The organism is Candidatus Solirubrobacter pratensis, assembly GCF_000425945.1.
Classification (GTDB): Bacteria; Actinomycetota; Thermoleophilia; order Solirubrobacterales; family Solirubrobacteraceae; genus Solirubrobacter; species Solirubrobacter pratensis.
In genome coordinates this window covers 1-17,124 of the sequence record NZ_AUEK01000028.1, presented here as the reverse complement: position 1 = coordinate 17,124, position 17,124 = coordinate 1, and the positions used below count along the sequence as shown (strand labels likewise).

Here is a 17,124-nt window from a genome sequence, read left to right as displayed (position 1 = left end):
TCACCTCAAGCGACGCTACGGCCTTGACCGATCCCGGCTCAAAGGCCACACCGGCGCCCGCACCTGGGCCGCCTGGGCGATCCTCGCCTACAACCTCGACACCCTCGCCCTCAGAATCGCCTGACCGGCCCCGGCCAGGCCCGCCCGAGGCCGGCCCAGCGGACCGACACCCGCGGCCCACCGCAGCCATCCGACCCGGCTGACAGGATCATCACCGGATCGCGGTGCCGCCCGCCCGCGGCCTGCCCGATGAACGGCCGCGCCGCCCGCGCGGCCGTTCTCACTTCACCCGTTTATCCGGGGGAAGTAGCTAGAAGGCTTTGCGACCGAGGCGACCAGCGCCGACGGAGGACGACGCACTCGGCGGGTCAAGCACGGCGGTCTGGGAGAGCGGGCGGGCTCCGATCGTTTCTTCCTCGGACTTCGTGACCTGACTATGGAAGGGACGACGCTTCGAGTCGACCGCAACCCAACCCGGGTCCCCGTGCCGAGGTGTCAACCACACGCAAGCGCCCGCCCGAAGTCGCGGTTGTGTTTCGTCAGCCCCGGCCCAGCACACACAAACGGTTCTGACTCCTTCGGCACGCGCGTTGCGCACGCTGAGTGCCTTCGACAAGAGGTCCGACGTCCGGCCTGCGGCGTTCTCGTCCGGCGCCGAGCCCCGCCACGCAGTGCCAGGGCAGCGTCCGCGCGAAGTCAACGGGCTCACGCCCAGACCCGCGCAACTCGCGCGCGTCCCACCCATTGGGTCACAGTCGCGTCACGAGGCGCGGACGCTACCCGCCCGTTTGAATACGGACAGCGACACATTGTGCGACATTCCTAGACCGTTGAGGGATGGCCCGGGGGCCCGCGCGGATCTAGGTTGGAGCACGTTGTCGATCTCGTGGTCCGGAAGTCCACCGCACCCCGAATCCGAACGTACCAACGTGCGCCCGTCCCGCGGAGTACCCAGTCCGCTCGGATGTAGACGCATGATTGAGGACCATCGCTCCCCACTCGCTTAGGTCGCGTGTGCTCGCGCCGATAACCAATCTCGTTGGCCCGTGTAAATGCCAGAAGGATTCGAGAATGAAGCGTTGGATAGCGGCCCTTGTCGCCGCTGCACTTGCCTTTGCCGCCGCACCCGCCATCGCGGCGGCGGCTGATGTCTACGAGGGCTACAGCAAGGTCGGATCCGTCAACGCCGGCTACGGCGGTCGCTACACGATCAAGCAGGGTCCCTCGCAGGCCGGCTACACGAAGGCGTCGTACGGGGGCCGTTGGGATGTCTACGAGGGTTCCTCGAAGATCGGCTACGTCAAGCGCTCCTACAGCGGACGCTGGGATCTCTACGAGGGCAGCAGCAAGGTCGGCTACGTCGCCCCGAATAGTGGTCGCTGGCAGGCGTATCAGGACTACTCGCGCGTCGGGTACGTCAAGGGCGGATCGGGCGGGCCGGCCGCCGCCGCGGCGCTTCTGCTGTTGGTCGGGTAGGTAGAGATGTTGAGGGGCCCGGGGCGGCCAGGATCGCAGCCTCAAGCGGCGGCAGGCGTAGCCACCCTCTCGCACCCGCGCGAGAACTTGCCCCTGGACCACTGTCCGATTGGCCCGGCTTTGCCGAGGCAGCAGCATCCACCTTTCAGTCCGAGCCGTGTTGTCTACTTCTTCGCCCGCATGAACCGTTCCGACGTCATCCGAGCTGTCAACGCCGTTGGCGCCGGCAGCACCAGCCAGTCCGACCGCTAGAATCCGTCGTGCTGCGCGAGGCGAAGAACGCAGGGTTTGTGACGCGAGGCGTCTGGTTCTGGAAGCGCTACGTCTTCCACGCCGGGAAACGGTACGCATCCCGTGGCATGAAGCGGGCTGAGTTTGCGGATGCCGCGGCGGCGCAGGAGAGGGACGCGGTACGAGTACTCGTGAGCGACGACGCTCGACAGTACTGGTGGTGCCGCGGTTGCTTCTACTGGGATGACGACGGCCTCTCCCCGCAGGATGTCTACGCGCTCGTCTATGAACGCGAGCGCCGCAAGCAGCGCCAGCTCGAACGGGCACACGCAGTCCTGGCGACCGACACCCTCCCGCAGCAGCCGCGCCGAGAAGTCATCCCCCGCGAGGTTCGCCGCGCCGTCTTCGAGCGCGACCGAGGACGTTGTGTCGAGTGTGGCTCGAACTTCGATATCCAGTACGACCACGTCATCCCGGTCGCGCTTGGTGGCGCGAACACCGTCGCCAACCTTCAATTGCTCTGCGCCCCCTGCAATCAGACGAAGGGCGCCTCGCTCTAGTCCGAATCGCGAGGGGGCGCGCCTTACTCGCAGGCGTAGCCGTCACCGTCGCGGTCGAGCCCGAACGGGTCATCGCCCACAACCTCGACGGGGCCGGTGTATTTCGGGCCGTCGCCCGAGCCGCCCTCGCAGTCATAGTCCGAGGCGTCCGGGTCCAGGCAGGCGCCCTTGTAGTTGGCATCGCAGCCGCCCTTGGCCGCCGCGCCCGTCTCTCCGCACGCCGCGACCACGGGCGCAAAGGTCAGTGCGAGGACGCATGCGAGCACGCGCATCGACCCAGGCCAAGTCCGCATGCCGACAATCCGGTTGGCGCTGCGCTCGTCAGCATCAACGGAAGGCGACTGCACGGCCACTAGGTCAGGTCAGGTGGTAGTTGCCGCGAGCGTCGCGCTTGATGCAGTGGTAGCCGTAGCGGCGGTATTGGCGGTCGGCGCTGCGTGCGCAAAACTGGCCGCGACGCAGGCACTTCTCCTGCCCGCCGATGACGGCGTGCTGAAAGCCGACCGAGCACGTCTTGGACGCGACCGCGACCGGCGGATCTGCCGATGGCGTCCCCGCGGGAGCCACCGCGGGCGTCGCGCCCACGAGCGCTACCGCGGCAACCAGCGTGACGAACTTCTTGTTCATTCTCCGCCTCCTGATCAATCCTCGCAAAACGCGTAGACGCTATGCAGATTGATCAGACGTCCGCAAATCAATCTGCCTCTCCCAGATGCGCGCAAGCGGCGTCAACCGAGTTGTCCGCGCTTCATAGTATTGGCCCATAGTGCGCTCCGGCAAGGAGGCCTGGCCACGAGATGAGCTAGTGTGGACCGCACAGCGGGATCGGCGGCACATCTCCGGCTGGCATCGCAGCAAGCCGAAACGGCTTGAGCCTAGACGAACGTCGTACGGTGTGAATTCCGTCGTTCATTGACTTTGTCTCGCACAATCCGGACGATGCATTCATGGATCTGCGAGTGCGCATGGCAACGTCATCGGTCGGTGCGATAGCGTTGGCCGTGGCCAGCATTGGGTTGCTGACTTCGTCCGCCTTCGGAGCTCTCAAGCGCACGCCGCATCGCGCTTCCCCGAAGGTCCATGCAGCCATTGTCGGAGGGACCGTCGCGGGTGGCGCCAGCGTTTTGGCGTACGTCGACAACACAGCCGCTGGTCGGTGCAGTGGCACGGTGGTCTCGGCCAATGTCGTCCTGACAGCCGCTCACTGTGTCCTCGATCTCGGTACACGGTATGTCAGTCCCGATAGCGCGATCTCGGTAACGACCGGCGCGGTCGATCTCAGCGTTCCAGGCGGGGGTCAGACCAGCCGCGTCACGCGTGTTGTGGTGGATCCGCTCTTCAACACAGTCACGCACACCAACGACGCGGCGCTGTTGCAACTCGCAACGCCTGTAAGCGCCCCAGCGATCTCGCTCGCGACGGCAGCCGACATCTCGCTCCTCACGCCAGGCACCGGTACCCTCGCGTATGGATGGGGCCTCCTTTCTGGTACCGACACAGCGCCCCCGTCGACGCCGCACTACGGCCAACTTGTCGTGCACGGACCCAGCTACTGCGCCTTTCATTACGGGGCTGAGTTCGCTTCGGGATTGGAATTCTGCGCAATTGATCCACGAGGGATCGTAAGCCCCTGCCATGGCGACAGTGGCGGCCCCACCTTCGCTTTGCGCCCCGATAACACGGTTGCCGAGATCGGCATCATCAGCCGCGGCTCTGACGGCTGTGATCCCTCAGTGCCCAGTCTGTTCACGCGAGTCGACGCGATCTCGCCATGGGCAGCCTCGTGGATCGCGGTCATGGCACCGCCGCCACCCCCACCGCCGCCGGCTCCAACTCCACCTCCGGCTCCAGCCCCAGCGCCCGCCCTGACGGCGCCGGCCGCCCCGCCACGAGCGCCGGCGTGGTACTACGCACACCGGGATTCACGGCACGCTCGCGTCTGGATGCAGCTCTCGGGCGATCAGACGAAGGTCACGCGTGTCCGGATCAGGATGCGCCTGACCTGCCGCCGCGGCTGGCACGTGGATCTCGGCGACACCTGGACTGCGCCGAGCGGCAGCTGGTCGATTCCAACCGGTCAGGCGCTTCGAATCGCGCTCCCGAGCGCCGCGAACCGTTCATGGTTTCGCGGATCCCAGACCGTCACGATTGCCCGAGCGGCACACGGGAACTCGCTCTCGATCACCGCTTCTGGAACCGTCCGTTCAACGAACCGTCGCGTCGGCGTCTGCCGAACCGGGCCGCTAACGCTCAGTGCCACCCAACAAAGCCGCACTTGAGCCACGACCCCGCGAATGCTCAGAGCGGAATATTGCTTCGCCCTCTCGTCGGGGACCCTCGCGACGGTACGCGACCGCCCGAACACGGCGCTGGTGTTCAGGGTGGGGAGGCATCGTTCCGACCCCCGCTGCGCTGAGGGCCGATCATTCCCGATTGGCTCGCTGCAACGAGTCGTCGAGCGGCTCGCGGACGCGAATCTTCGCCACAGGCGCCTACAACGCGCTGCGATAGCCAGCCGAGCTCGGCTGGATTTCGACGACGCCGCCGCCCCTACGCGCCGTAGATCTATGCCAGGTAGGCGTCGACGCCGCCCCAGGTGGTCCTTCTGACCTTCATCATCCGGGAGCGCTTCGCGCCCGACTTCGTTCGCCACGACACGCGGCATTTGACCCTGCTGACGTCGATCCGGTGCATGCTGACGACCTTGGGACTACGCGCACCATAGAAGCGGATGGCCAGGGCGCGTGCAGCCCTACGCGCGGTCGCGTTACTCAACGGCAGCCCATCGGACGGCTGGGACTGCGCCGGCGGCTGCCGGGCCGCGGGCGGCGCCGGCGGTTGCGGGGCCGCGACGGTGAACGAGTAGACCGACGAGGCGAGCGTGCAGCTACCACCGTATTGGCCAGAGTCGGGGCAGATCTTGGTCGCTGACGCCGAGTAGTCGATCGCGAACGAATGGAACTGGAAGTAGAAGGGGCCCGGCTGACTTAGGTTCGGGATGACCGCCGAGCCGGCGAATCTCGTCGGATCCGAGTCGCGTCGGTTGACGAACCCGATCCCGGCGTTGAGGTCGTCCGCCAGTGTTCCGTCCTGCCCGAGCGTCGGGCTTCGCGAGATCTCCACCGTGCTGCCGTTGACACTTGCGGGTACGGAGCCTGTGAACTCGAACGCGAGCGTTGACGACGACGCCGGCATCGTGATCGTCGACCCGTTCGCCGGCGCCACCGGTGTCACCTCCAACGGGAACGTCGCGGCGCCGGCGGCCGAAGAGCCGGCCAGGGCAGCGACGGTGACGGCGGTCAATGCGCCGAGCGCAAGCCTGCAGATACGGCCCCGGCTATGCCGGGCAGGTTTGTGGTGCATCAACGCTAGTCCCTCCGGTGTCAAAGCCCCGGGCGGCTGTCGGCCGCGCCGGGGCATCTCGGTCTACAACGGTATGTCGGCACGGCCGTCCCGGCACTCAAATATGTGTCCGCCGGCCCCGGCGGCCGCTCAGGCCAGGCTGGCGAATGCGCGCACCTCGGCAATCTGAGCACGCAGACCGCTTGATCGTAAGAGGCGAGGGGGGGAAGGTTTAGCCACGGCATAGCGCCGCTTACGCGGCGAGCGGCAGCAACGCCACCCCCTCGTTCCTCGAACCGAGAACGCCAACCGTCGTTGGGCTGAATCGGCTCGAAGCGGTCCATCGCGTCCGCGAACCGGCCCAATGTCGGGCTGTATCTCATGGTCGGAGGCCGCCGGGTTCCGCTCGCACGCGAGGCGCACGAACGCGATTGAGCTACGAGCAAGTCGGGATGCCCCTGGCCCCGCCTGCCATCGCGGAGTCGCCTGACGCGATAGGTTCCTGGAGTGTCGCTGGCAGACCTCACCGATCCTGAGGCGGTTCGTCGCGCCGTTCGCGAGTTCGACACGCTAGGGCAAGACGCCTTCCTCGCGAAGTACGGATTCGGAGCATCGCGCGAGTACGTGCTCGTCATCGATGGACGCAAGTACGACTCGAAGGCGATAGTCGCTGCCGCTCATGGATTTCAGCACCCCGCTCTTGGGATCCTCAGATCGTCGGACTTCAGCGGCGGCGAACCAACGACTTCCAAGCTTCGAAGCCTTGGCTTCCAGGTCGAACGTTTGGGTGCCGCAGAGTCGCCTCACGAAGAGAACATCGGCGAGCTGCTTCAGCGCTTCCTTGATCGCTACGGCATCGCTCGGGGTGAGCCCTTCCGGGGCGATCATGAGGCTGCTCGGCTTCTGAAGGACGTCGCGAGCAGCATCAAAGCCGGCTTGCCTGGGGCGCTCTCAGGGGCGCGAGTCAGGCCATCAGTCGGCCAGGGTAATTGGGCGGCAAGTCCGTGGATAGCAATCCTTGATCCCCGCATCACGACGACGACCCAGGAGGGCGTCTACCCGGTAGTCCTCATCCGTGAGAACCTGACCGGGCTGTACGTGACGATCGCGCAGGGCGTGACCAAGCTGAAGCACGAGCTTGGGGCACGGGAGGCTTACGAGAGACTCAGGCAGCGCGCCGATGACTTGTGGCCGGCACTCTCGTACTTGAGTGGGCTTGGGTTCACCTCGGGTCGTGACGTCTCGTTGGGCAATGCTCCACTGGCTCGAGACTATGCGGCCTCGGTTGTGATTGGGAAGTACTTCGGACGCGATGAGCTTCCGGACTCGTCTATTGACGACGACCTCCAGGCAATTACCCGCGCGTACGCCACCCTCGTCGAGAACGGCGTTATTGGCACTTCGCCGGCGTCGTCGCCTGCTTCTCAGATCCACGTTCTCACTATCTACGTTGGCGCGCGCGCCACGGCTAACTTCGAGTCTGGTGGCCGGCGCGGGTGGTGGGGCTGGAAACAAGCTCCTTACACTCCCGACCGCGTAGACGTTGGCGACCTCGTTGCCTTTGCGAGCGGGTACACCGGCAGCAATGTCCGCGTTGACGGCGCGGAGTGGCGGCGCCACGGCGTTCGACAACTCGTCGTCGGCCGGATCGACAAGCCACCTTTCCGTAGCGACGAGCCGATCATGCCAGATGAGCTTTCTGGCGACGCCCAGTATCCCTGGAAGCTCCGGTTCACGATTCTTGGCGAGGAGAGGGACGTCTCGTTGCGCCCGGGCGATGAGCTTAGTGAGGTCGCAGCAGACGGGTTCCGGCTTAGCGCGGTCAGGCAAGGCCGGGGCGCTGTCGCGCCGGTGGCGGGATCGCCACTCCTGGAGCGCTACGCCCACTCCGACGAAAACCTCTCCGGGTCGACCTCGCCGGCAGACCTGAGGGCGTTCGCCGAAGAGTTTGGGCGGCTCGTTGACGCGAGCGGGATGCGCCTCGACCGCGATCAGGTCATGGCGTTTCTCACCGGTGTACTCGCGAAGCCGTTCGCGATACTAACTGGCCAGTCCGGCTCCGGGAAGACACAGCTCGCCAAGCGCCTCGGAGAATGGTGCGGCGAAGATGGAGATGGTCGGCCTCGTTACCTCGTCGTGCCTGTCCGGCCGGACTGGACGGGCCCAGAGTTTCTGTTCGGCTATCCCGACGGACTCGCGGCGCGCGTTGAAGATCGCGTGGTCTGGGCCGTCCCCGAGACTCTGGAATTTCTGCTTCGCGCGCATCGCGATCCTGGGGCCCCGTACGTTCTTGTGCTCGACGAGATGAACCTTGCGCACGTCGAGCGCTACTTCGCTGACTTCCTCTCCGGCATCGAGTCGCGGGAACCCATAATGCCCAACCTCTCGACTCTCCGCGGGACGTGGGTCGAGTCGGAGTCCGCCGGCCGCCTCCCACTGCCTTCGAATCTCATCGTGATCGGGACGGTCAACGTCGATGAGACGACGTACATGTTCTCTCCGAAGGTGCTTGATCGCGCCTTCGTACACGAGTTCCGCGTGTCGTCCGACGATCTGGACGCGAGTCTTCGCCGACCGTCGGCTCTCCCGCCTGCAGACTCGGAGGTGCAGCGCCACATCGTGCGGGTGCTTCAGAGCGACGGATGGCAATTCGAGCATCCTCATCCGGATGAAGGGCCCCTCGTCGAGGAGCTCCGGGGAATCCATCGCCAGCTCGCTGCGGTAAATCTGGACTTTGGGCACCGAGTGCTTGTCGAAGCACTGCGTTTCGCCTCGGTGGCGAGTTGCGCCGGTCTCGGCGGTGCGGACACAGTCCTCGACTACATCGTCATGACGAAGCTGCTTCCAAAGATCCACGGCTCGCGGCAGCGTCTCGAGAAGTCGCTGCTCGTGCTCCGCGTCTTGGCCGCGGGCGACGGGAACGCCGAGGAACCGCGACTCCCGAGGACCGCCGTCAAGCTCGATCGGATGCTGGAGACCCTGCGGGACGCCCAGTTCGTTACGTTCACGGAGTAGGTGCGTGGAAGCTCGCGTGCCGATTAGAAACGGAGCGGGAGAGTCGATCGGCTTCCTCGTGCTTTCACAGCTACCGCGCCGCGGCCACGTGCCGACACTCGTCGGTTCAGCTGGCCAGGTTGTCGAGGCAGCCGTATACCGCTACCAGGTCCTGCTGGATGAGCGGCCAACGTCCGTGTACCTCGAGCCCGGCGACGAGCTGTTCAGCTACGACTCACATGACTGTCTGACCGGAAGGCTCCAACCGAGACAGCATGTGGGACGTATTCGGATAGCCGTGAGGGTCCCGGAGGCCGAGACAGCCGGCATCGCGACGATCGATGTCGCGCCTACGAAGCTCGAGTATGCGGCCGAGTACCAGCACATGCTCGGCGATATCGCAGACATTGCAACCGAAGCCGTCCTGCAAGGCTTTGCGCCAGCGACTCTGGAGCTCGCACAGGACTCGATCGCGCCGGCGAAACTTCTCTATCAGCAATTTGCGTTCCTCAATGCCAGGCTCGCGTCACGCGAGGTGCAGGACGCACTTGCGTTGATCGTTGCGAACCCGCACCGCGCGTGGCACGTCGAATCGGAGCCTCAATCGGCGGGACGGCCGATGCCGGCCACGTCGTCGCTGAGTCTGAGCGTGACGAGGCCGGGGCAGCGTGTCGACACCCACGGACGTCTGAGAATCGCATCAGTGCCAAGAGCCCTCGACCGGCGTCGCACCGAGAGCACATTCGATTCGGTTCCCAATCGGTTCGTGAAATATGCGCTCGCGCGATGGAGATCGATTGCACAGCGCCTCATCGATGTGCTGGGATCGTCCGAGAGCGGACCAGGGCCGGTGCGACGGGGACGCGTTGTGGCTCGAGATATGCAGCGAGATATCGATCGCGTTCTTGCGAATCCGTTGTTCGCGCAAGTCGGGCGCTTAGAGGTCTTCCCCTCGTCGAATCAAGTCTTGCATCGACAACAGGGGTATCGGGAGATCTTCCGGACGTTCGCGTTAGCCGAGGTCGGATCGCGTCTGTCGTTGGACCTCGACGTCGATGACGTCTTCTCTGCCAGTCAAAGGAACGTTGCGACTCTCTATGAGTACTGGGCGTTTCTACAGTTGGTCGAGGCGGTTGGGGCGGTGTGTGGCGAGCCCCGTACCGTCGACGCGTTCGCTATCGCGAGCGACGGCCTGAGCCTTGGGTTCGGACAGGGACGACGAAGCGGCGTCGCCTGGGACACTGCCGCGGGCGGTCGACGGCTGAACGTGGAGGTATACTTCAACCGCCACTTCCGAGCTTCTAAGGAGCCTTTGAGGGCGTCCTCCTGGTCCCGAGCGATGCGGCCCGACTGCTCCGTTAGGATTCGACCACAAAGCCCGCCTCCAGACGTCCTCCCAGGCTCGCTTGACGTCTGGCTACACTTCGACGCAAAGTACCGCGTCGATCGCGTGCGCGAACAGTTCGACGCCGGCGTTGATGAGTCGGACTCGACTGCTGGAGACGAAGAAGCGGCAGAGCGCGTTGGTGGCAGCAAACGCGAAGACCTGCTGAAGATGCATGCATATCGCGACGCAATCCGCGGTTCCGCCGGAGCGTACGTGCTCTACCCAGGCGACGATGCAGCTGCGCCGTTCCGAGAGTTCGACGAGCCTTTGCCTGGTATCGGTGCATTTCCGCTCCGACCACGCGACGGTGCGCGTGCACGGGGACGCGAGGCGCTGGAACGATTTCTCCGCGAGGTCCTGGACCACGTTGCAGATCGCGCGTCGCAGGATGAACGGTATCGCTATTGGCGAGCTGTCATTCGCGGCAGGCGGGAGCCAGGAGCGAGGAGTAAATGGCTACCGTCGCTGTCCGCACCTCCACGAGACGCCTTCGTCCTCTGTTATGTCCCGCGTGGGCCTGAGGAGGCTGACTGGATCTCGCGCATGCAGATGATCGTGCTTCCTGCCGACGCCGACTCTAACGCGATAACAGCCGAGTCGAGCGCGCTTCGTGCGGAGTGGCTTGCACTCGAAGGCGGCACGACGACGCTGTGGACCCGTGACAGTGCTTGGTTCGTCCAGACACGCGAGGACCTCCTTCAGTCTGGCTACCCGGAACCTCTCGCAGGTGGCTATCTCTGCGCGAGCCTCAGCATCGTGCGGGCGGCGCCGCCGTGGCTGGCCGATCTCAACGTTCGGGCTCTCGCTCGGTCGAGCGACCAGTCCGCGAGTTTCTTCCGCTTAACGTGGGCGGACCTTCTGGCTGCGGATGCGTCCGGCATCCAGGACGCATCCATCGCAGCGCCATAGACATCGCTTCGCCGCGTACCCGACCGTCTCGAACGCCCCCGATCGCGTCGGCTGGGCCGCAGAGAATCGCCTTCTCGCGCGTCAGTCGGAAGTTGGTGAGGAAGCCTCCGACGCGACCCACCAAGTACTGGCATCGCCTCGTCGAGGCGGTCGATCGGGGCGTTGGGCCCGCGGCACTTCGCGTCGGCGAAGCCAGCCCGGTCCGGGCGCTTCTGTCGCCGACCATCGGCGGCACGGAATACGTTTCTGATGTTGACCGCAATGCGCTAGCGCGATCGACCACATGCTTGATGCCACGCTACGCGCGCGACGCTGACGGCTTGTTGTCCTTACGGGCGTCGATCAGCACAATCGACTTTCCCCTCTCCAGATCTAGCTCCTTCAGAATTCTCTTCACTCGGCTCTCGTCTTTCTCCGTGTAGTAGACGATGACCTTGACCGAGCGTCGCGTTCGGTTAGCCTTCTCATAGATCGGGACTTGCTTCTCCAAGTTCCGTCGAAGTTGGGAGTTGCTGCCGAGCTTAAACTCAATGAGCGACTTGTCGCCGGCTCCAAAGCTTGCCTTGAAATCGACGGGACCACGCCCATTGTTCGGCTCCCGGTTAATGTCGAGCTCGCTCTTGCACCACACGAGGCCGAACGCGAGCTGCACCTCGGCTTCGGTCGCGAACGGCCGACCTGCACGATTGAGCAACTTGTAACCGTCGTTATCCTCAACGTACGACTTGAAGTACGTCGCCCGCTCGAGGCATTCGTCGTAGCTGGACCACGGCTTGCGGTAGAACTCCGTTCTGACCTCAAGATCAGAAATTGCCGCTTTCAGCTGCTCGACGAGGACTCGTTGCGTCTCCTGGACCTTCCTTGAGCTCACTAGCTGCGCGCGGGAACCGTCATCCTCTTGGAGCTTAATGTACCGGTCGATGAGCTCAGGAAAGCGTGCAATGGTCGCGATCGCTGCCTCTCGCTTCTGCTTCGCATTCGGATCGCTGCCGAGTCTCTCTTTGAAGTAGCGATTGATCTGCGCACGCAGTTCAGTGTTCGGAACGGCCGCAGGCAGCCTTGCGAAGTTGCTGATCATGCCCCGTTGGCTGATCCACGTGTCGTCTCGAGTCAAAATGTCGAGCGGGGTAAGCAATACAAAGTCGTCGCGCAGCCTCGGTAGGAAGTAGCTTCGCGTCTGCCAGGTTTCGGTGTCGTAGTTGAAGCTCGCGCGAGGCACCTGAAACGTCGCGCAGCGGTCCGCGGCTAGGTGCATCCGGGCGAAGCGCTCCGTGTATTCGCACAGATAACCCTTGATTAGGTTGGTTGCGAAGTCGCTGATGTTGTCCTTGCCGATGCCCGCTCTGATTAGGCACAGCTTTTCGAGGTGTGTCCCGCGCGTGATCTTCTCTCGGCCGAAATCGGCAAAGATATCGGCAAGCGCATCATGCAACGCAAAGGCAAAGTCTTTTCCGAGCCCGGCGCCGTCGTTGCCGAAGAGGGTAAAACCCAACCAGTTCTGTTTGACTTCTCTGAAGCGATAGAGGTTCTTGATCAGCGCCTCGTCCAGATCGCCTTCTGCGGCTAGATCGCGAAGGAACCGCAGGTATCGGAGGATTTCTGCATGGAGCTGCTGATACTTCGGATCGTCACTGTTGAAGAGAAGGAACGGGTCGACGAATAGCGGCAAATCCGAAACAACGCTGATGTCGAGCGCCCCATACTCATCGAGCAGTTGCGGTTCGACACCGAAGTGTTGTGAGAAATAGATGTCCACTGTGCGACCTTTGCCCGATAAGGGGTGTCGACCTTATCTTCGGTGGTATCCGCGTGCAATGTCGCCGAGCGGACAGACCCTACGAGCCCAGCCATCCTCGAGCGAGTCCCTGCGGCGCCTGGACCCCTAGGGGCCGCGCCAGAGCCTGGCTTTGGTCGCTGAACCCCGTGCTTCGCACCCTCGAGGGGTGTCGCGGAGTTCCCCGGGAGACGCTGTTGAACCGCTGCTGCGCGACGTTCGTCCCTGGACCGCCAGCAGGTGAGCCGCGACCGCGAGGACGCATCCTTCTGCCAGCTGCGGGAATTGTCCTACGTTTCGGCCTTGATACCTCGGCAGATGGTCGCTGCGCGGGTGCCAGTTGCTGCGACGTCGAGAAGCAGGCGCGTATGGTGCCAGTAGCGGTTGACGTGCTCGGGGTCGGCGATCTCGACGTTGCCGGCGTCGGTCTCGACAGTCACGAGCTTGTCGGTAATGCCCCAGCCGTTCAGGGTGGCGATCCGCGCCTCCACAGTGAACGGGACGATGCCGATCGTTGCGGTCGTGAGCGTCTCGCTCAGGCGGGCGATGTGATCGAGCTGCGTGCGCATGGTTGCCGGCGACGCGACGCGAGTGCGGAGCGCAGCTTCGCCGATCAGCAGTGTGATGTCGCGGCCAGGCTCGTAGAGGATTGCCTGGCGTCGGAGGCGGGAGGCGATCATGCGGCTGATCTCCTCGTCGGTCGCGCCAGACTGCGAGGGGCCGGACGGGAGGTTGAGCAACTCGCGGGCGTAGTCGGCGGTCTGGAGGATGCCGGGGATGATCATCGGGTCGTAGTGCGCGATGTGGGTGGCTGCCGTCTCGGCCGCGCCGATCGCGTCTTGGAGCTGGTCGGCGCCGGCGACGTCGACGAAGCGCTCGCGGAAGCTGGCGTACTCCAGGCGGGCGCGGTCAAGCAGGTCGAGCAGTTCGCCCGCGTCGGTGTTGGTTGCAGCAGCCCAGGCGTTGACGTCGTCGGGGGTGGGTAGCCGCTTGCCGGTTTCGATCTTGGAGATTGAGGGGACGTCGGTCTCCCTCTGGGAGCCGGTCCCGATCGGCGTCGACGAACGGGGTGAATGCGTGTGCATGCGCCTCGTTGAGCGCAATGTCTTGGTGGTGGTGAGCCGGGAGCGGGCAAGTCGGTCGCGCTCTCGCTGCTCGTCGCGGCCGGCGCCCTCGACCCAGAGGCGCAGGTGTGGCTGCTCGACGGCAAGCTCGTCGAGCTGGCGGCCTGGGCTCCAGTCGCGGAGCAGATCGTCGGTCCGGACGTCGAGCAAGCGATCGAGACGCTGCGAGCGCTGCAGCGCGAGATGGAGTCGCGCTACCGCGAGCTGCTCGCCCTTGGGCTCAGAACGGTGCGCCGCGAGGACGGTCTCGCCCCCCCTCCACCTGGTCGTCGTCGACGAGCTGGCGTTCTACCTGTCAGCACCGGACAAGAAGCTGCGCGTCGAGTTCGCGGAACTGCTGCGCGACCTCGTCGCTCGCGGCCGTGCGGCCGGCGTGATTGTCCTCGCGGCGACGCAAAAGCCGGGCGCCGACGTGGTGCCGTCGGCGCTGCGGGATTTGTTCGGGTTCCGGCTGGCGCTGCGGTGCAACACGCCGCAGGCGTCGGACACGATCCTCGGCCAGCGCTGGGCCTCGACCGGGTTCGACGCGTCGACCGTGCCGGGTGGTCAACGCGGCCTCGGCTTCCTTCTCGCCGAGGAGGAGCGGCCGGAGCGGATCAAGACGTTCCATCTTTCCGACGAACAGATTGGTGCGATCGTGGAACGCGCTGCCGCGCAACGGTCGGATGACTGGCTGGCGAGTGGCCCGCGGGCCGAAGGGGAGAGCGCATGACGGCGCTCGCTGCGGTGCCGACTGAGTTCGGACCGGTGCTCTCTCAGGTCATGGCGCGTGCGTCGGATCCGGAGCAGTGGGAGCGGTTGGAGCGTCAGTTGCGCTCGGCTGGCTACTGCCGGCATCCGGTGCGGCTGCGCGGGGAGACCGAGGCGGTCGACGTCAAGACCGGTGAGGTGCGGACGGTGTTCTCGACCGCGCGCGAGCCGGACGGGGCGCTGTTGAAGTGCTGCGGCAACCGGCGCGAGGCGGTGTGTCCGACGTGTGCGGAGGTCTACCGCGGCGATGCGTTCCAGCTCGTCGCCGCAGGGCTGCGTGGTGGCAAGGGCGTGCCGGAGTCGGTCTGCGGTCACCCGATGGTGTTCGTGACGCTGACAGCGCCGAGCTTCGGAGCGGCGCACTCGCGACGACTAGCGGAGAACGGAGAGCCGCGGCGGTGCCGGCCGCGACGGGACGGGCCCGTGTGCCCACGCGGCGCCGCGATGGGGTGCGGGGAGGTGCACCACGAGGATGATCCGCGGTTGGGTGAGCCGCTGTGCCCGGAGTGCTTCGACTATCGGCACGCGGTGTTGTGGAATGCGCTGGCGCCTGAGCTGTGGCGGCTGACGCGGAACCAGGTTCCGCGAGAGCTCGCGCGGCTGCAGGGCGTGACGCAGGCACGTCTGCTGGAGCTGGTGCGCGTGTCGTACGTGAAGGTCGCGGAGTACCAGGCGCACGGCGCGCTGCACTTGCACCTGGTGATCCGGCTGGACGCGGCGCAGCCGAAGGGGACGGCCGAGCTGGTCGAGCCGCCGCCGGCAAAGTTCACGGCCGAACTGCTGGGCGATGCGATTCGCGCTGCGGTGGAGCACGTGCGCGCGCCGGTGCCGCAGTCGGACGAGGAGCGCGGCAAGCCGCAGCAGCAGCTCCAGCTCGAACCCGTGCACGTGCGGCCGGCGGCGATTCGCTGGGGTCGGCAGGTCGATGTGCGGGTGCTCGAGCTGGGCGAGGCGCCGTCGTGCGCGGGGTACATCGCCAAGTACGCGACGAAGAGCACGGAGGCGGTTGGCGGGTTGATGTATCGGCTGTCGGCGAGCGATCTGATGAACCTGCGCGTGCGGCCGCATGTGCGGCGGCTGGTGGAGTGCGCGTGGGAGCTGGCGGGCGAGCCCGAGCTGCGTCCGCTGCGGTTGCGGCGGTGGGCGCATGCGCTCGGGTTCCGCGGGCACTGCTTCACCAAGAGTCGGCGCTATTCGACGACGTTCACGAGCCTGCGCGAGGCGCGTCACGAGCACGAGCTGCGGCGTGCGCACGGTGGTGAGCCGTTTGATCCGTGGGGTCGGCCGGCGAGTCAGGGCGCATGTGTCGAGCGTCGGCAGTGGGCGTCCGCGGGCAGCGGCTATCGCACGCTGGGTGATGCGTGGCTGGCGGAGTCAGGGCGTGAGCGGCGCCGTGTGGCGCGTGAGGAGCTTCGGGCCGATCGGCGTGGTCGGTCCGGCCGCAGAGCAAAGGTGGCGACGCTGGGAGGCAGCGATGAGCCAGAGCCGTGAGAGGGAGCAGTATCTGACCGCGCAGGAGGTCGCGGCGCGGCTGGGGCTGGCGCCGAGCGCGGTCGTGCGCTACTACCGCGAGGGCCGGATCCCGGGCCGGCGGATTGCCGGACGCGGCGCGGACGGTGCGCTTCCGGTGGAGCGAGGTCGATGCGGCGTGGGACTGCGAGCGGCAGCTCACGGTGGGGGACGCGACATGAGGTCCGCGGCGGAGGAGCCCGAGTCGATCCGGGCGCTGGCGACGGTGACGTTGGACGCGAACGCGCTCGACGAGCTCGGTCCCCAGACACTCGAACGGCTGGCCGACCTGGTGGCCGAGCGGTTGGCCGCGCGCGAGGCGGCGGGCCAGGTGCCGCTGCTGAAGGTGGCGGACGCGGCGAAGGTCGCCGGCGTGGGTGTGGACACGGTGCGGAAGGCGATCCGCTCGGGCGAGTTGGAGGTCGCCGGCTACGTCGGCCAGCGGGCGCGGTTGCGGCGTGCGGACCTCGAGGCGTGGCTCGGATCGAACGCGGGACCGGTGACCGCGCAGATCCGGCCGCCGGATGCGGGACCGCCGCGCCGGCGGGCGCGCACCAGCCACTCGCATGTGCTCGGTGAGGCGCTGATTGGCGTGGACCCCGCTGCGGTGTTGACAGGTTCTGATTGATCTTCTTTGGGGAGGGTGCGAGCCGGTGTAGCCGGCGAGGCTCTGTCCGGGGTCGGTCTGAGGATGGGCCGCTCAGTGCGATCGAGAGGATCGATGAGCGAGAACCGCAGGTACCGGAAGTTCGGCGCCCAGCAGAAGACCGAGCTGGTGCTCGCGTCGTTGCGGGGGCCGAAGACGATCACCGAGCTCTGTCGCGAGCAGGACATCTCCGAGAGCCTGCTGCGCAAGTGGCGCGAGCAGTTTCTGGCCGCCGGCGCCGAGCGGCTGTCGGGCAAGACGGAGCGCTCGGACGCCGACGAGCTGCGCAAGCAGGTCTCGCGGCTCGAGCGCGCGTTGGGGCGCAAGACGTTGGAGGTGGAGATCGCGGGGGAACTCTTGCGGGGCTGGGAGTGAGCGTGCGCGTCGCCCGGTCCCGCGAGCTGGTCGCGCAAGGCCGCCCG

14 protein-coding genes and 1 pseudogene are annotated in these 17,124 nt (G+C 65.9%); 10 read left to right on the top strand and 5 right to left on the bottom strand.

The features are described 5' to 3' along the window. Nucleotides 1–1,071: 1,071 nt before the first annotated feature. Nucleotides 1,072–1,476, top strand: a complete 405-nt coding sequence (locus H958_RS0124265; RefSeq protein WP_028060548.1) for a hypothetical protein — start codon at nt 1,072–1,074, stop codon at nt 1,474–1,476. 260 nt (nt 1,477–1,736) lie between these two features. Then, a complete protein-coding gene (locus tag H958_RS46740; RefSeq protein WP_051324757.1) occupies nt 1,737–2,267 on the top strand; it encodes an HNH endonuclease in 531 nt (176 codons plus the stop codon). 23 nt (nt 2,268–2,290) lie between these two features. On the opposite strand, the gene H958_RS0124255 is transcribed toward H958_RS46740, so the two are convergent. Continuing rightward, a complete protein-coding gene (locus H958_RS0124255) occupies nt 2,291–2,539 on the bottom strand; it encodes a hypothetical protein (protein ID WP_028060547.1) in 249 nt (82 codons plus the stop codon). Nucleotides 2,540–2,624: 85 nt separating this feature from the next. Continuing rightward, nucleotides 2,625–2,894 carry a hypothetical protein gene (locus H958_RS0124250; protein ID WP_028060546.1) on the bottom strand — a complete coding sequence of 90 codons (270 nt, stop codon included), beginning with the start codon at nt 2,892–2,894 and terminating at the stop codon, nt 2,625–2,627. 320 nt (nt 2,895–3,214) lie between these two features. Here H958_RS0124250 and H958_RS49220 point away from each other — a divergent pair, with 320 nt between their 5' ends. Beyond that, entirely contained in the window at nt 3,215–4,546 is a 1,332-nt protein-coding gene (locus H958_RS49220; protein ID WP_081686230.1) for a S1 family peptidase, read from the top strand. Between the two features lie 286 nt (nt 4,547–4,832). On the opposite strand, the gene H958_RS0124245 is transcribed toward H958_RS49220, so the two are convergent. Next, nucleotides 4,833–5,570 (bottom strand): hypothetical protein, encoded by a 738-nt coding sequence (locus H958_RS0124245; RefSeq protein WP_028060545.1) that lies wholly within the window; start codon nt 5,568–5,570, stop codon nt 4,833–4,835. 546 nt (nt 5,571–6,116) lie between these two features. Here H958_RS0124245 and H958_RS43980 point away from each other — a divergent pair. Next, nucleotides 6,117–8,624, top strand: a complete 2,508-nt coding sequence (locus tag H958_RS43980; RefSeq protein WP_028060544.1) for an MrcB family domain-containing protein — start codon at nt 6,117–6,119, stop codon at nt 8,622–8,624. A 16-nt stretch (nt 8,625–8,640) separates the two neighbouring features. After that, nucleotides 8,641–10,899: a DUF2357 domain-containing protein gene (locus H958_RS45420; protein WP_156028245.1), complete on the top strand. Its 2,259-nt coding sequence runs from the start codon at nt 8,641–8,643 to the stop codon at nt 10,897–10,899. Nucleotides 10,900–11,197: 298 nt separating this feature from the next. Here H958_RS45420 and H958_RS0124225 read toward each other — a convergent pair whose 3' ends face one another. Together H958_RS0124225 and H958_RS48480 are read right to left on the bottom strand one after the other, a co-directional pair. Beyond that, on the bottom strand, nt 11,198–12,655 hold the full coding sequence (locus H958_RS0124225; protein WP_028060541.1) for a hypothetical protein: 1,458 nt from the start codon (nt 12,653–12,655) through the stop codon (nt 11,198–11,200). Between the two features lie 308 nt (nt 12,656–12,963). Further along, the gene (locus H958_RS48480; protein ID WP_081686228.1) at nt 12,964–13,758 is read right to left on the bottom strand and encodes a DUF5753 domain-containing protein; all 795 of its coding nucleotides are present in this window, start codon (nt 13,756–13,758) and stop codon (nt 12,964–12,966) included. A gap of 66 nt (nt 13,759–13,824) precedes the next feature. On the opposite strand from H958_RS48480, the pseudogene H958_RS49215 reads away from it, so the two are divergent. From H958_RS49215 to H958_RS0124195, 5 genes and pseudogenes are all read left to right on the top strand, one after another. After that, nucleotides 13,825–13,995: pseudogene (locus H958_RS49215) on the top strand (FtsK/SpoIIIE domain-containing protein); the annotation flags it as partial. Nucleotides 13,996–14,011: 16 nt separating this feature from the next. Then, on the top strand, nt 14,012–14,509 hold the full coding sequence (locus H958_RS39995) for a hypothetical protein (protein WP_231379361.1): 498 nt from the start codon (nt 14,012–14,014) through the stop codon (nt 14,507–14,509). Beyond that, on the top strand, nt 14,506–16,038 hold the full coding sequence (locus tag H958_RS47820) for a replication initiator (protein WP_051324755.1): 1,533 nt from the start codon (nt 14,506–14,508) through the stop codon (nt 16,036–16,038). Before H958_RS39995 ends, H958_RS47820 begins: the two co-directional genes overlap by 4 nt. Then, complete coding sequence (locus tag H958_RS45405; protein ID WP_231379360.1) at nt 15,974–16,684, top strand: helix-turn-helix domain-containing protein; 711 nt, start codon at nt 15,974–15,976, stop codon at nt 16,682–16,684. The genes H958_RS47820 and H958_RS45405 overlap by 65 nt, the downstream gene beginning before the upstream one ends. 93 nt (nt 16,685–16,777) lie before the next feature. Next, the gene (locus tag H958_RS0124195) at nt 16,778–17,077 is read left to right on the top strand and encodes a transposase (RefSeq protein ID WP_028060539.1); all 300 of its coding nucleotides are present in this window, start codon (nt 16,778–16,780) and stop codon (nt 17,075–17,077) included. The last annotated feature ends 47 nt before the right edge of the window (nt 17,078–17,124 follow it).